The following is a 13,305-nucleotide window of genomic DNA, read 5'->3' as shown; positions in this document are numbered from 1 at the left end:
CATATCTATTCCTCGATGATATCTACCGTTCCTATCGTCTTTTGGGACATTTATTTGCCCTTTTTTGATTGAATTTGTAAGGATCGTTCCGTATATTTGACGCCATTTTTCACATAAAAATGAAATGGTTCTCTTTCAGGGTCTTTGATTCTAAACGAAAACTTGCCTGTTTGGTTAACATCATTTTCTTTTGGATCTTCGGATAAATACTTACGGCCATTCTCCACCAATATTTCATTCTGCTTGGAAGATGGCATAATGATTGATACTTTCTCAATATCTAAAATTGACTCTTTATCAATCACCCCATTCCCTACTAGTTCCTTATACTTTTTCACGCTGATAATGATCTCAACAAGGTACCCTTTAATAAACTTTAATTGAACACTTTTTTTATTATTTACCTCCAAAAATAATATTTTGTTCTTCTCTTCCATAAACCTATATACCCTCCATTACATATTAATTTTTTCTCTATATGGTTCTTCCATTGATTCATCAGCCCTCTTTGCAGCAACACATAAAGCTAATACAAAAAAACTGATAGGTGTACCAATAAAAAGTCCAATAATTACTCCTACGATAAGCATGTTTATTCCCCTTTCTGAGCAAACAAAAAAGACATTTTACTAAAAATCATTTCTAGTAAAATGTCTTTAATGTTCGTATTCTTTTAAAATGAATTGTCGCCTATCCGACAGTCTTAGCGACTAAAGGAGGCGCGTACCTTGTTCTATTCTTTTATCTGCCCCCTTCTTGTCGGCTTATTAGTAGCCACATTTGATTACTGACTAAATAATCATAACAAGAAGTAAAACGAACAAAGGCGACATTAGCCAAAAAGAACCCCTAGAGGATCCGACTTCTCTAGGGGTTCAGTGTATACCTTGTTCCTATCTGCAACATAACGATACTATATTACTGCCAAATTTTCAATCAACCTAGTTTCCGAACAACAGAGGTTGTGGATCGATTAGTTGATTTTGAGACAAACTATTGTCACGACAAATTTCAAGATGCAAATGACTGCCTGTACTATTTCCTGTGCTACCGACATATCCAATAGTTTGACCCTGTACCACTTTTTCACCAACTTTTACAGAGTATTGCTGCTGATGCGCATATAAAGCGGTTGATCCATCTTCATGTTGAATTGCCACATAATTTCCCCAAGAGTAATGATACTCTGCTTTGATTACTGTACCTCCTTTAGTAGCATGGATTGGCTCACCTTGTGCAGCGGCCAAATCTAATCCACGATGAAACTCACCACCTCTAGGTCCAAAAGGACTAGAGATAGTATAATTGTTTACTGGGATCTTATAACCTTTCTTACTAATTGGTGGTCCTTGAATTTCTTTATCATATTGAGTTAAATCATAAGTCTCAATTAAACCATTTAATTTCTTATTGTACTGTGTATCAGTTGCATATCTACCAGTAAGAAATTTAGTAGCTTCCTCATAAGTTTTTGCATTCGTTTTTAACACTCCTGAGTAAAAATCACTATCCCCTGAAATCCCTTCAGTTAAAAGCTTCGCACAATCATTAAAACAGTCTTCATAATTTTCGTACACTCTAAATCCAGATTGTGTAGTGTAAAGAGTTCCGTTTCCAAAATCTTCCTGTGTTGCCATTGAAACTGATTTTCCATTATGGGTACCTTTGATCCCAAATAAGTTGAAATTTGGGGCTTTTGATAGGCTACTCGAACCTGATCCAGATTCTAATATTGCTTGGGCGATCATAACTGAAGCATATAAATCTTTCTCTTGTCCTATTTTTCGTGCTGGTTCACCTAACTTATTGATAAAACTTACTACTGATTCATCTTTTTCAAAATGAATCGAACCATCTTCAACGGTAATACCCGGAACAGATTCCTTTGGTTGATCAACTTGATCTACAGTTTGAGTGTTTTCTTCAGAAGCTGCAGAATGGTCTTCTTTTGGTGCTTCGACTACAGCCGTTGCCTCTTGAACAGGTGCCGGCTTGCTAGGTTCTGAAGGTTTAGGCTTTTCAGGCGCTGGTGCTGGTTTTTGTGGCTGTTCCTTACTACTACTTGTAGTTGACTCCTCTGTTTTTGAGGAGCTACTTGGTACACTTGAAGATTCTCTACTTTCTTCAGAAGAGCTTTCTATCGGTTGAGTGGCCGATTCACTACTGGAAACTGTGCTGCTTTCTGTCACTTCTTGATTATCACTATTATCCGTACTACTTTGAACTTGTTCTGTTGTCTGCTCTTTTGGCTTTTCCTCAGCTAAAACATTCAGTGGTGTTATGATAAATGCTTGGAAGGAAAGAAAGAATGCTGATGCGACTCTCGTAAATTTCTTCACTAAAATGTCCCTCATTTCTTTATACTATTAACTTGAATAATCGGTACTCTCTAGGAATAAACATCCTTATCGCTTCCTCATGGAATCCAATAAGAATTGATTTTCCGTTACAAATAATTGGAGCCCTTAGCATATCTGGCTTTTTAACGATAAGTTTGATCGCTTCAGAAAGACTTAATTCATTTACCATTTCAATATCAATTTTTTTCTTTAGAAGATCCTCCAGTCCATTATCTGATAACTGTAGTAGTTCAATTAATTGTTGCCTCGTTACGCCATCTTTTGTAACTCTGATTTCACGAAATGGTATCCCCTCATCTTTAAACCACTGGATTGCTTTTCTACTTGATGTGCTACTGTGACTTGTATAAACGGTTGTTAACACGTATTCACCTCGTTTCATTTAGCAAAGTGAAGTAATAGCAACAATAAAACTAAGAATCCAATGGATAATACGATAGGATGACTATTGATTATCGAAAAACAGCGAATGGCTATTCTTTGGCTTAAAGAATATCTAGGCTTTTCTTGGTTGAATTTATTCTCATTTTCCTTGCTATTAACAGTTTTATCATTCATTTTGCTACTAGTTTCTTTAGAACCTCTCTCAATACTTTTACTTGATTCAACCCTTTCATCGGGTATCCCGCTCTCCTCTCTAATTCCAAGACCTAATCCAATTTTTACATCCTCTGGAGCATCTTTGGCTGAATAACTTTTACTGTATTTACCTTGCACTAGCGCTCTGGTTGGAGTATTTAGATTCCCTTCACATCTAAACAGAGTTATGAGAGCCTCCTCCTTATCGGAAGGGACATCGAGTAATTCCCCTTCTGTATGATCAACAGTTGAATTCTTGGTGACAATATATTCATATACTCTTGAAAAATCGGTGGCATAAATGATGTGACCAATTTTTGTATTTGGTAAATTCCCTAGTGGTCCACCCCCTTGGACAAGGTTATGAGCTAATAGAACATAATTTCCTTTTCCAAGCTTTTGGTCGGGATAGTAGGTACCTGTTGCTACCATCAAATTCTGGTTAGACATACCTGCCAAAATTTTGGTCTGTATTCCAGCGCTAGGTATAAAAACAGATCCTACTCCCCACTGATTTACAAGTTCTGTAAATTTAAGTTGTGCTGAAGCATATTCACTAGCTTCTACTGGTTTTATCTGATCAGGATCAAAGTTTGCTTGTTTATTTTTTTCATTAACTTGCTGTTGAATTTCTTTCTCCGGTTGAATTTGGTGTGTCATTTGTTTGGCATTGTCATTATTACTAAGTAAAAGACGATAGCCATAATAGATGGCACCAGCAAACAGCAGCCCGAAAACAAGCAAAAACGTGGGTAGAACTTTCTTTAGTTTTCTCACAATGCCCTCCTTGAAAACATCAGACACATAAAAAGACACCAAGCGCTCAGAAAGAGCGCTTAGAGTTTAAACCTTATTTAGCTTGATTCTTTTTGTTTTTCAATACAAAAGCTACTAACCCAACAATTAATGCAGTTGCTGCAATCAAAACATAAAGATTTGATAAAGTTGCTGCTGTTTGTGGGATAAGTTTAGAAACAGTTCCTGAAGCGCCTGGAGTACTTTTTACTGGTGTAGCAGGTTTTTCAGGAGTTTTAGCCGTTAATGTTTGCTTTTCATTGCTTAAATCAAAGTGTTTTGCATATTCATCTTTGTGCTCTTTGTCTGTATATGCAACGTGTGTAGCTACTAATTTTTCGCCATCTTTCAATGTATTCGCTTTGTAATTGAATACCGCCTTAAATTCATAAGACATTTCTTTTGCAGTGTGTTCAGACTCGTCAGTACCAACTACTGTGTCTTTTCCATCTTTGTCTACTTTATGGAATTGAGTAACATAATAGAACGTTTTGCCGATATCTTCTTTAGGAACAGTGGCCTTCACTTCATCGATCAATTCATTGTCTACAGTTGGATCAAATGATTCACCGCCATCTTTCGTTACAAACAATGTTTCGATTGTAGGTGTTCCAGGAACAACAGGACGAATTGTTTGATCTTTGTTTGTTAAATCGTTATGTTCCGCCACTTTCGGTCCATCTTTGATAAATAATTCTTCAGTAAATACATATGAAACGGTGTTATCGTCTTTTGAAGTATCTACCATTTGTTTGATAACGTCTTCTTCTTTGTCGCCTTTAGCTACAAAGTCATGTTCGCCTTCCCAAACAACCTGAGCATTGTCGTAGTCGTCATTAACGACTCTCCACAATTTAATTTTATTGGTGTATTCCATGCCTTTTTGAGCATTTGTAATTGTCGCAACATCTTGCATTGGGGTTTCTTTCGCTGGAGTAAATGTTTTTTCGCCATCTACAGTCGCTTTTGTACGAATCTGAGGCATTTCTTGAACTTTGTTCGTCAAGAACAATTTACTCAAATGGATCACGTTAGAACCTTCATTGATCTTACTTTCTGGAACAGTCAATGTTTTGATTGCTTCATTTTGACCGTCTTCAGTAATAGTAAAAGTATATTCGCGTTTTTCTTTATCGAATTTGCTGTTCAAGATCAAATCTTTGATTGTTTTGTATCCTTCTGGAGCTTTTACTTCTGATAGTTTGTAATCGCCATAAGGAACTTCGTTAAATGCCCAATAACCATCAAATCCGTTTGCATCTGTTTCTGTGGTAACTTTACGTTCTTCACCTTTAGTTGGATCAATTGGATCTAAGGTAAATTCAATGCCGTTGTAGCCTGATTTTACGTCACCAGATTTTGAATCCACATATTTAAATCCATCAAGACTAAATTTGATTACATTTTCTTTTGAGGTAGTTTTCGTTTCAATTACTTTAGTATCTTGATCTTTATATGTGATTGAGAAATTGTGTTTTGTATTATCAATTTGGTAACCTTCAGGGGCTACAAGTTCTTGCCAATAGTAGTTTCCTAATGCTAAATGTTCTACGCTGGTTTGTTGATCTTTGTCAGAAAGCTCAAATTTGATTTCGTCGCCTTCTAATTTATTGCCTTTAGATGTTACTGGTTTGAAGTTTTCGCTCCATTTAACTGGTGTACCATCTTGGTGGAACACTCCATAGATCGCACCGTCAAAAGTTGCTCGTCCTTGAGTTTCTTTTCCTGTTTCAGCATCTTCTTTAGTCAATAAAGTAGATCCAACAACTTCTTGGTTGGTTCCCTTAGAACCCTTAATAATGATCGCTGTCGTTTGGTCTTTATACTCAATTTTCACTGTTACAGGTTTGAATGTGTTCGCAAAACCATTTGAAGCAGTTTTTTCAGTCACTAGATATTTGCCAATAGGAAGATCCTTCGGTGTTTCAGCATGCCCTTTATCATTGGTTGTTACTGTGCGGATAACTTCACCTTTTTCAGAATCTTTACGGATCTCAAAAACATTTCCCGCTAAGGTATAGTTTGCATTCCACATAGTAGAACCACTTTCTACACCTTGTTTTTCAATCAAGATTTGTCCTTTAGCTTTCGTGTTACGTTGAGTTAATGTAATCACTTGGCCGCCTACCACGTCGCCTTCGACAACATCTGATTCACCAAGAGCAGAACCCAAAACGTATGGATTAGGTACAGCAATTTCAGTCGCTTTTACATGGACATCATGACGAACGCCTTTAATTGTTGCTTCACCATTCGCATCTGTTTTTACAGTTTGTATTGCTGGTGCTCCTGAACCTGAGAACTCAACTTTAAATTGAGTGTTAGGCACAGCTTCACCAGTTTCTTTATCTACTTTTTTGATTTTGATATCGCCAATAGTTTTAATTTTAAATTTCACTGTATAAGACGCTGGGTCTTTTACGCTTGGTAGATAAACTGTTTGAGAACCAGTTTTTTCTAAAGCGATTGGTGTTCCTTCCATGAACCCACGTTTGAAAGCAATGCTTCCTTCTTGAACATTAGGATCAGTAGGTGTTACATCAACTGATTTTCCGTCAGCTGCAATGTTCCAGTTTACTTTTGCGCTATTTGATACTTGTGTTTCGAATGAATGTAAATCAACAGAAGAGGTTAAAGTTTTTGTTTCACCAAAGACAAGTTCAACTGTTTTTTCGTTGAATTCAGGTGAGCGTTTGTATTCTGCAATTCCATCATACAGTTTTTGTTTTTTTGCTTGGAAATCTGGAATACCGCTAATAGCATTCACTTTGATTCCATATTGCGGTAAAAGTTCCCAAATAACAGCTTGCGTTGTGATTCGATCAGCATTCGTCCAGTTTCCACCAAACGCATAAAACGTATCCCAAACAACGCTGGCAATTTGTGCGTCTACTGGAATATCATTCACACCGACTGCTTCATAACCAGGGTTAGTCGTACCAGAAAAAGGCACCCCTGGCTCGATACAAAATACTGCCTTATCTTTCCCTCCAGCATCAGGATAAATAGCCATTGCGGCAGTTTGGTCCGACCACAGCGCACCGTGCTTCGTTCCACTCATCGTGTAAATATTGCCAGTATCATAATAAACATTTCCGGTTTCACCAGGCTTCATAGTTAAACTCGGATCGATTGCAGCGCTTGCTGAAGTTGAATGAAGCCCCATTCCTAATAAGACTGCTACCATACCAACAATAGCGAATAGCCATTTAGAAGTTTTGTATTTTTTTTCTAATAGATCCACTTAAATCATCCTTTCGTTTCTAAATACAAATAAGCACGTAACAAATATCTGTTACGTGCTGCCTACTCATTGCGTTGTATTTCTATAATCTCACCTCCATTAATTGACCAACGATCCCCCTTTCACCTTTTTTATATAATCAACATTAAAAAAATGTTATTACCAATAAAAAAACACTTAAGAATAATCTCTCAAGTGCCTCCAGATGATCTATTTTATTGTTGCCATTAAAACACCACATATTTCTATAAATATATCCTTATTGTCATAAAGGTGTTCTTTTCATTAAATTCCATAAATTAGAAATGCCAAAGATACTTTTCCAATATAGGCATACTGTACAAGACGAACTGTATTTGGAATGTCTTTACCATTTTCATATTTATCCATTGACCACTTTGTAATGGGGGGAGAAAAAAATTTCCCAAAGTCTTCTCTCTCCAAACGATGATCTCTCCGAATTTTTCTTAGTCTCAAACCCATTCGGTAAGAATCTAACCTTTCGAAATTTGTAATCTTTTTCCCTTTCGCCAACATATTACTAAAATCATCTCCAAATAAGATATAAGAAACGGTAACATTACCTAAATAAGCAACATTCATTAATCTTTCAATATCAGGAATATTTATCCCTTTTTCCCATCTATTCACAACATTTTTTCCAACTGGACGTGTAAACTTCTTTCCAAATTTTTCTAGTGTCTCTTCTCTTTTCTTTCGGTTTTTTTGAATCCTGATACCCATTGCAGTCTTATCTACAATAGGAAAGTTAAAAGAGTAATTTTTTTGTTTTATGTCCATCAAAATTTCTTTTCCATCATCTGATAGAAAGACCATAATTTTTTTCTGAACAACTTCTGAAGGCTCACGAGTCCCCTTCAATAATCGGCTTAATAGAGGTGCATCAATTCCAATTTTTTTGGCTAATTCTTTATTCGTCACTCCATTCTTTTCTTTATAAATGGATAATTGACTTATAACAGTGGTTGCAGAATCCGTTTGATTTATCAACAATGAATCTACATTTAAAATTTTACTTAAAATATAATCCATTTCTTTAGATATTTTCCGTGTTCCTTTTTCATAGTTCGCTAAAGCTCCTTGTGAAATTCCAACTTGTTCAGCCAATTTCTTTTGTGATAATTTCTTTTCTTCCCTCAAAACCTTTAACAAGGCACCACTTTGCGTATTAATTATTTTTGACATGAAAAAAACACCTCCAATGAGATGCTTTCATCATACGCTGGCAAACAATAATCTTCAAGAAAAATATCACAGTTTTGACAATCTTTTTTTGTCGTGACAACCGTATGACAGTAAAAACTTTTTTAAACAGTTAAATCACGCCTTTTTCGCTACTCAAAAAGATTGATTTAACAGGCTTTTCACTTTAAGACAAGCTATTTCGCGTTGTCTTGGTCGTCCATTTTCAGAACAGCCATGAAGGCTTCTTGAGGTACTTCCACGGAGCCAATTTGTTTCATCCGCTTTTTCCCTTCTTTTTGTTTTTCAAGCAGTTTACGTTTTCGTGAAACATCGCCGCCATAACATTTTGCTAACACATTCTTGCGTAATGCTTTGATATCCGTACGTGCAACGATTTTTGTTCCAATAGTGGCTTGAATGGGTACTTCAAACTGCTGGCGCGGAATCAACGTTTTTAGCTTGTCAACAATTGCCCGTCCACGTTCCTGAGCAAATTCACGGTGAACGATAAAGCTTAACGCATCGACTTTTTCAGCATTTAACAGAATATCCATCTTAACTAAACGACTTTCACGGTAATCAGCCATCTCGTAATCCAAAGAAGCGTACCCTTTGGTGCTTGATTTTAACTTATCGAAAAAGTCAAAAACAATCTCAGATAACGGAATATGGTAAACAACATTTACGCGATAATCATTTAAATAATCCATCGTGATAAATTCACCGCGTTTTCGTTGAGAAAGCTCCATTACAGCACCCACGTATTCATTTGGCACCATAATATTTGCTTTAACAAAAGGCTCTTCGACGTTCTGAATTTTTGATGGATCAGGAAAATCTGATGGATTGTCTACAATTAATTGTGTGTCGTCAGTCAAATTCACATGGTAAATAACTGACGGCGCTGTAGTGATCAATTCTAAATTAAATTCACGCTCTAGGCGTTCTTGTACGACATCCATATGCAGCAACCCTAAAAATCCGCAACGGAAACCAAATCCTAATGCTTGGGAAGTTTCTGGTTCAAATTGAAGTGCCGCATCGTTCAATTGTAATTTTTCCAATGCTTCTCGTAAATCGTTGTATCTTGATGTATCAATTGGGTACAACCCGCAGAACACCATTGGATTCATTTTTCGATAACCTGATAATGCTTCTCCTGCTGGATTGTTAGCAAGTGTTACCGTATCCCCAACACGTGTATCTTGGACAGACTTGATGCTAGCTGTAATATAGCCCACATCTCCCACCATTAAGTAATCACGTTGAACGGCTTTCGGTGAAAATACACCCACTTCAGTAACATCAAAGGTTTTTCCATTACTCATTAACTGAATTTTATCTCCAGGACGCACAACGCCGTCTGTGATTCGAACATTCAAGACGACACCACGATAGCTGTCGTAAACCGAATCAAAAATCAGTGCCTTTAATGGCGCCTCCAAGTCACCGCTTGGTGCAGGTACATTTGTTACGATTTGTTCCAAAATATCTCCAATACCAATACCGGTCTTGGCACTGGCAAGAACCGCATCCTCTGCATCAATTCCGATTACGTCTTCGATCTCTTTACGAACGCGCTCCGGATCTGCTGCTGGCAAGTCGATCTTATTGATCACTGGTAAAATTTCCAAATCGTTATCAAGTGCCAGATAAACGTTTGCTAAGGTCTGAGCCTCGATACCCTGGGCCGCATCTACTACTAATACTGCTCCCTCGCAGGCAGCTAAGCTTCGCGAAACCTCATAGGTGAAATCCACGTGCCCTGGTGTATCAATCAAATGGAAAATATATGTTTGTCCGTCGATTGCGGTATAGTGTAATTCAACGGCATTCAATTTAATAGTAATCCCGCGTTCACGTTCAAGATCCATTGAATCTAATAGCTGTTCTTGCATTTCTCGGGAACTTACAGTATTTGTTTGTTCTAAGATTCGGTCCGCCAAAGTGGACTTCCCGTGATCAATATGCGCAATGATTGAAAAGTTTCGAATCATTTCTTGGCGTTTCTTCATTTCTTCTAAATTCATTAAAGTTCCTCATTTCTTTTAGTCAGCACTGTCAATTATACCAACGTTTCCGGTAGAAAAAAAGTCTTTTCCCCTATTTCCAATGTCTGTAAGAGAAAAATAAACCTGCTTTTGCTATACTAAGGTTGTAAACTAAAAATGGAGATGAAAGAATGGAAAATGACTTTAAGCAACAATTAGTCTTGAAGCCAGTCGGTGAAGAATATTTAGCTCAATACGACGAACTACTCAGCTATGTTTTTCAAGTCACCGAAAGTGATATTGAAAATAGCGGGTACGAAAACAAACGTGAAATGGTTCGGGCAAAAAAGCCTGTTTTGGAACAATCAAAAGTTTTTGGCTGGTTTCATGACGAAAATCTCATTTCACAAATCGCGATCTATCCTTGTGAAGTAAATATTCACGGAAAGCTTTTTGACATGGGAGGGATTACTGGAGTTGGGACTTATCCTGAATATGCGAACCACGGGCTTATGAAGGATTTGATCGAAAAAGCGCTGATTCAAATGCGCCAGGACCAACAGTGGATTTCCTATCTATATCCTTACAATATTCCTTATTATCGACGTAAAGGTTGGGAAATTATGTCCGATAAATTAAGCTTCAAAATAAAAGACACGCAATTACCCAAACAAGTTGATCTACCTGGAATTGTTGAACGGAAAGAGGTTGATGATCCAGATGTCTATAAGGTATACGATGAGTTTGCTTTAAATAATCACGGGGCTATGATTCGGAAAGAATTAAATTGGGAAGAATACTGGCGCTTTGAAAATGAAGAAGAACGGATTGCGGCGGTTTACTATGATGAGCATAAGAAACCAACCGGTGTTCTCTTCTACTGGATCTCTGATGAAGTTTTTCATATCAAAGAAATGTTCTACTTAAATCAAGAAGCACGAAACGGATTGTGGAATTTCATCAGTGCACACTTTTCAATGATTTATTGGGTAGAAGGTGATATTTACAAAAATGAACCTTTATCTTTTTTACTCGATGATAGCGAAATAACCGAAACGATTGCCCCTTTTTTTATGGCACGCATTGTTGATGTAAAACAATTCTTATTGGAATACCCGTTTGAAAAATCTGTGGAGCCCTTCTACTTTGAAGTGACTGATCCAGTTGCAAAATGGAATAACGGTATCTTTGCTTTAAGTTGGGACGACAAGGGTGTTTTGGATATCTCAGATCACCCAAAAGGGAAACGTATTCGTTTGACCATTCAAACTTTGACTTGTTTATTAATGAATTACAGACGTGCGACCTATCTTGCCCGGATCGAGCGAATTGAGGCGGATAAAAAAGCCGTTGAATTATTAGAATCAATCATACCGGATATGGAGGCTTATTTCAGTGACTACTTCTAAACATATATATTTTGCTGCACCTTTATTTGCGCAGAGTGACTTATTTTACAATGACTATTTAGTTAAAAAAATTCGCGAAATTGATAAAGAGTTAACAATCTATTTACCGCAGGAAAATGCGGGAATCAATGACAAATCAGCATATGCTGATAGTAAGATGATCGCCCTAGCTGATACTGAGGAAGTTTTAAAAAGTGATTTGATGGTCGCTTTATTAGATGGTCTGACGATTGATGCTGGTGTTGCCTCAGAAATCGGTGTTGCCTATGCTAAAGGAATTCCAATCATCGCGCTATACACAGATTCGCGTCAACAAGGCGCCGACAACCAGCAGAAAATAGCGGCATTACAAACACCCGCAGAAAATCAATTTCATTATTTGAACCTTTATACAGTCGGGCTTATTAAATTGAATGGTGTCATTGTCAGCAATGAAACTGCCCTGCTGGAGAACATCAAATCGTTTTTAGAAGGTAGTGATTGGCGTGACTTATAAAAAATATAGAACAGCATTAGTAGTTTTTGGTATTCTCTGTCTTGCGTATAATATCTTTGAATTTGTTATTGGCAAATATTCGACAAAGCAAGGAGTGATTTTTGTTATCGAATGTTTGGCAGGTATTGGTCTCATCTTTTTACCTGAACTCATTTCTAAGTTATTCAAACTTTTCATACCAGAAAAAATCATTTATTTTTATTGGTTTTTCTTAGTGATTTCTGTTTTCTTGGGTACTTCATTACACATGATTTCAATCGTATCTTTTTGGGATAAAATTTTGCACACTGTGAGTCCTATGGTATTAACTGCCTTAGGATACGGATTGATTGGATACTTCATGAAGGATGCGAATATCAGCAAAACCTCCCCGTGGCTTTTCCTATTGTTTGGTTTTGCCTTTGCAGGAGTGTGCGGCGTTTTTTGGGAGTTTTGGGAATTCCTATGCGATACAGTGGCGGATATGAACTTACAGCGTTATGCCACCTCAGCAGGAAAATTATTAGTCGGTCGTGCTGCATTAATGGATACCATGGGTGATTTACTAACGAATACAATTGGTGCTGTTCTGATGGGTATTTATGCTAGAGTCCAAAGCCGAGGTAATGCTTCTTACTTTGAAGAATATCGATTAAAAAAACTGCATAAATAGAAAAGGCCCCAAATCTCTCTAAGAGGTTTGAAGCCTTTTTTTATATATTATTTTTCATCTGGATGGATATTTTCCTTCATTGTATAGGAAGCTAGCGTTATTTTGATAATGCCCGTACGTTTCAACATAGCTTCTGGTATTTCGTCAAAACTGGCCCCTTTTGCTGCATGGTCCATTAAAACATGGAGTGCCTGTCTTTTCTCTTCCAAATCCTCTAAAAAGCTTGCATGGCCAAAACCAATAAAACTCTGATATGCATAAGAATAAGTAGCCGCATTACTAGTTCCTTCGATCAGTCTATGATGACCATCCATTTCTACTGCAACATGTGGATCATTTTTAATCATGTTTACCTTTTTTCCTTCGGTAGCACCATGAATAAAAAGCGTTAGCTCTTCCTCGTTCCATTCATATCCAAAATTTACTGGTACAACGTAAGGATATTTTTCTCCATTCAATGCAATTCGTACAACTTGTGTTTTTTCTACAAATTTCTTGATTAATTCTAAATCAGTAACCTGTCTTTTTTTTCTACGCATCTCTTTTCCACCTATCCGTTTTTATATCTTAATC

Annotated in this window: 12 protein-coding genes; 3 read left to right on the top strand and 9 right to left on the bottom strand. The window is 37.0% G+C overall.

What is annotated here, in order from left to right:
- Positions 1-50: 50 nt before the first annotated feature.
- The 8 genes from A5868_RS06555 to lepA form a co-directional block, all read right to left on the bottom strand.
- A complete protein-coding gene (locus A5868_RS06555) occupies positions 51-437 on the bottom strand; it encodes a hypothetical protein (protein ID WP_087654093.1) in 387 nt (128 codons plus the stop codon).
- Between the two features lie 18 nt (positions 438-455).
- Complete coding sequence (locus A5868_RS19315; protein WP_254908315.1) at positions 456-590, bottom strand: hypothetical protein; 135 nt, start codon at positions 588-590, stop codon at positions 456-458.
- Between the two features lie 351 nt (positions 591-941).
- On the bottom strand, positions 942-2,339 hold the full coding sequence (locus tag A5868_RS06550) for a peptidoglycan DD-metalloendopeptidase family protein (RefSeq protein WP_086304239.1): 1,398 nt from the start codon (positions 2,337-2,339) through the stop codon (positions 942-944).
- Positions 2,340-2,358: 19 nt separating this feature from the next.
- Positions 2,359-2,724: a Spx/MgsR family RNA polymerase-binding regulatory protein gene (locus A5868_RS06545; protein ID WP_176281316.1), complete on the bottom strand. Its 366-nt coding sequence runs from the start codon at positions 2,722-2,724 to the stop codon at positions 2,359-2,361.
- Between the two features lie 14 nt (positions 2,725-2,738).
- Positions 2,739-3,716 carry a class A sortase gene (locus A5868_RS06540; RefSeq protein WP_086304243.1) on the bottom strand — a complete coding sequence of 326 codons (978 nt, stop codon included), beginning with the start codon at positions 3,714-3,716 and terminating at the stop codon, positions 2,739-2,741.
- A gap of 73 nt (positions 3,717-3,789) precedes the next feature.
- A complete protein-coding gene (locus A5868_RS06535) occupies positions 3,790-6,978 on the bottom strand; it encodes an MSCRAMM family protein (protein ID WP_254908316.1) in 3,189 nt (1,062 codons plus the stop codon).
- Positions 6,979-7,263: 285 nt separating this feature from the next.
- On the bottom strand, positions 7,264-8,184 hold the full coding sequence (locus tag A5868_RS06530; RefSeq protein ID WP_086304245.1) for a helix-turn-helix domain-containing protein: 921 nt from the start codon (positions 8,182-8,184) through the stop codon (positions 7,264-7,266).
- Between the two features lie 194 nt (positions 8,185-8,378).
- Positions 8,379-10,214, bottom strand: a complete 1,836-nt coding sequence (gene lepA / locus A5868_RS06525) for a translation elongation factor 4 (protein WP_086304247.1) — start codon at positions 10,212-10,214, stop codon at positions 8,379-8,381.
- A 152-nt stretch (positions 10,215-10,366) separates the two neighbouring features.
- Here lepA and A5868_RS06520 point away from each other — a divergent pair, with 152 nt between their 5' ends.
- The 3 genes from A5868_RS06520 to A5868_RS06510 are packed head-to-tail and all read left to right on the top strand — an operon-like array spanning position 10,367 to position 12,732.
- Complete coding sequence (locus tag A5868_RS06520) at positions 10,367-11,584, top strand: GNAT family N-acetyltransferase (RefSeq protein WP_086304250.1); 1,218 nt, start codon at positions 10,367-10,369, stop codon at positions 11,582-11,584.
- The gene (locus tag A5868_RS06515; protein ID WP_086304252.1) at positions 11,571-12,080 is read left to right on the top strand and encodes a nucleoside 2-deoxyribosyltransferase; all 510 of its coding nucleotides are present in this window, start codon (positions 11,571-11,573) and stop codon (positions 12,078-12,080) included. The genes A5868_RS06520 and A5868_RS06515 overlap by 14 nt, the downstream gene beginning before the upstream one ends.
- On the top strand, positions 12,070-12,732 hold the full coding sequence (locus A5868_RS06510; RefSeq protein WP_086304254.1) for a hypothetical protein: 663 nt from the start codon (positions 12,070-12,072) through the stop codon (positions 12,730-12,732). Before A5868_RS06515 ends, A5868_RS06510 begins: the two co-directional genes overlap by 11 nt.
- 47 nt (positions 12,733-12,779) lie before the next feature.
- On the opposite strand, the gene A5868_RS06505 is transcribed toward A5868_RS06510, so the two are convergent.
- A complete protein-coding gene (locus A5868_RS06505; RefSeq protein WP_086304256.1) occupies positions 12,780-13,271 on the bottom strand; it encodes a pyridoxamine 5'-phosphate oxidase family protein in 492 nt (163 codons plus the stop codon).
- Positions 13,272-13,305 lie beyond the last annotated feature (34 nt).

Origin of the sequence: Enterococcus sp. 12F9_DIV0723 (genome assembly GCF_002174375.1) — a bacterium.
Taxonomy (GTDB): Bacteria; Bacillota; Bacilli; order Lactobacillales; family Enterococcaceae; genus Enterococcus_A; species Enterococcus_A gilvus.
The sequence above is the reverse complement of the archived record's forward strand: the minus strand, read 5'-3'. Positions and strand labels throughout refer to the sequence as shown.

What these genes read in the sequence shown, in the direction of transcription:
- A5868_RS06530 (WP_086304245.1), bottom strand. Translation starts at nt 8,184, where the DNA reads ATGTCAAAAATAATTAATACGCAAAGTGGTGCCTTGTTAAAGGTTTTG.
- A5868_RS06520 (WP_086304250.1), top strand. Translation starts at nt 10,367, where the DNA reads ATGGAAAATGACTTTAAGCAACAATTAGTCTTGAAGCCAGTCGGTGAA.
- A5868_RS19315 (WP_254908315.1), bottom strand. Translation starts at nt 590, where the DNA reads ATGCTTATCGTAGGAGTAATTATTGGACTTTTTATTGGTACACCTATC.
- A5868_RS06505 (WP_086304256.1), bottom strand. Translation starts at nt 13,271, where the DNA reads ATGCGTAGAAAAAAAAGACAGGTTACTGATTTAGAATTAATCAAGAAA.
- A5868_RS06555 (WP_087654093.1), bottom strand. Translation starts at nt 437, where the DNA reads ATGGAAGAGAAGAACAAAATATTATTTTTGGAGGTAAATAATAAAAAA.
- lepA (WP_086304247.1), bottom strand. Translation starts at nt 10,214, where the DNA reads ATGAATTTAGAAGAAATGAAGAAACGCCAAGAAATGATTCGAAACTTT.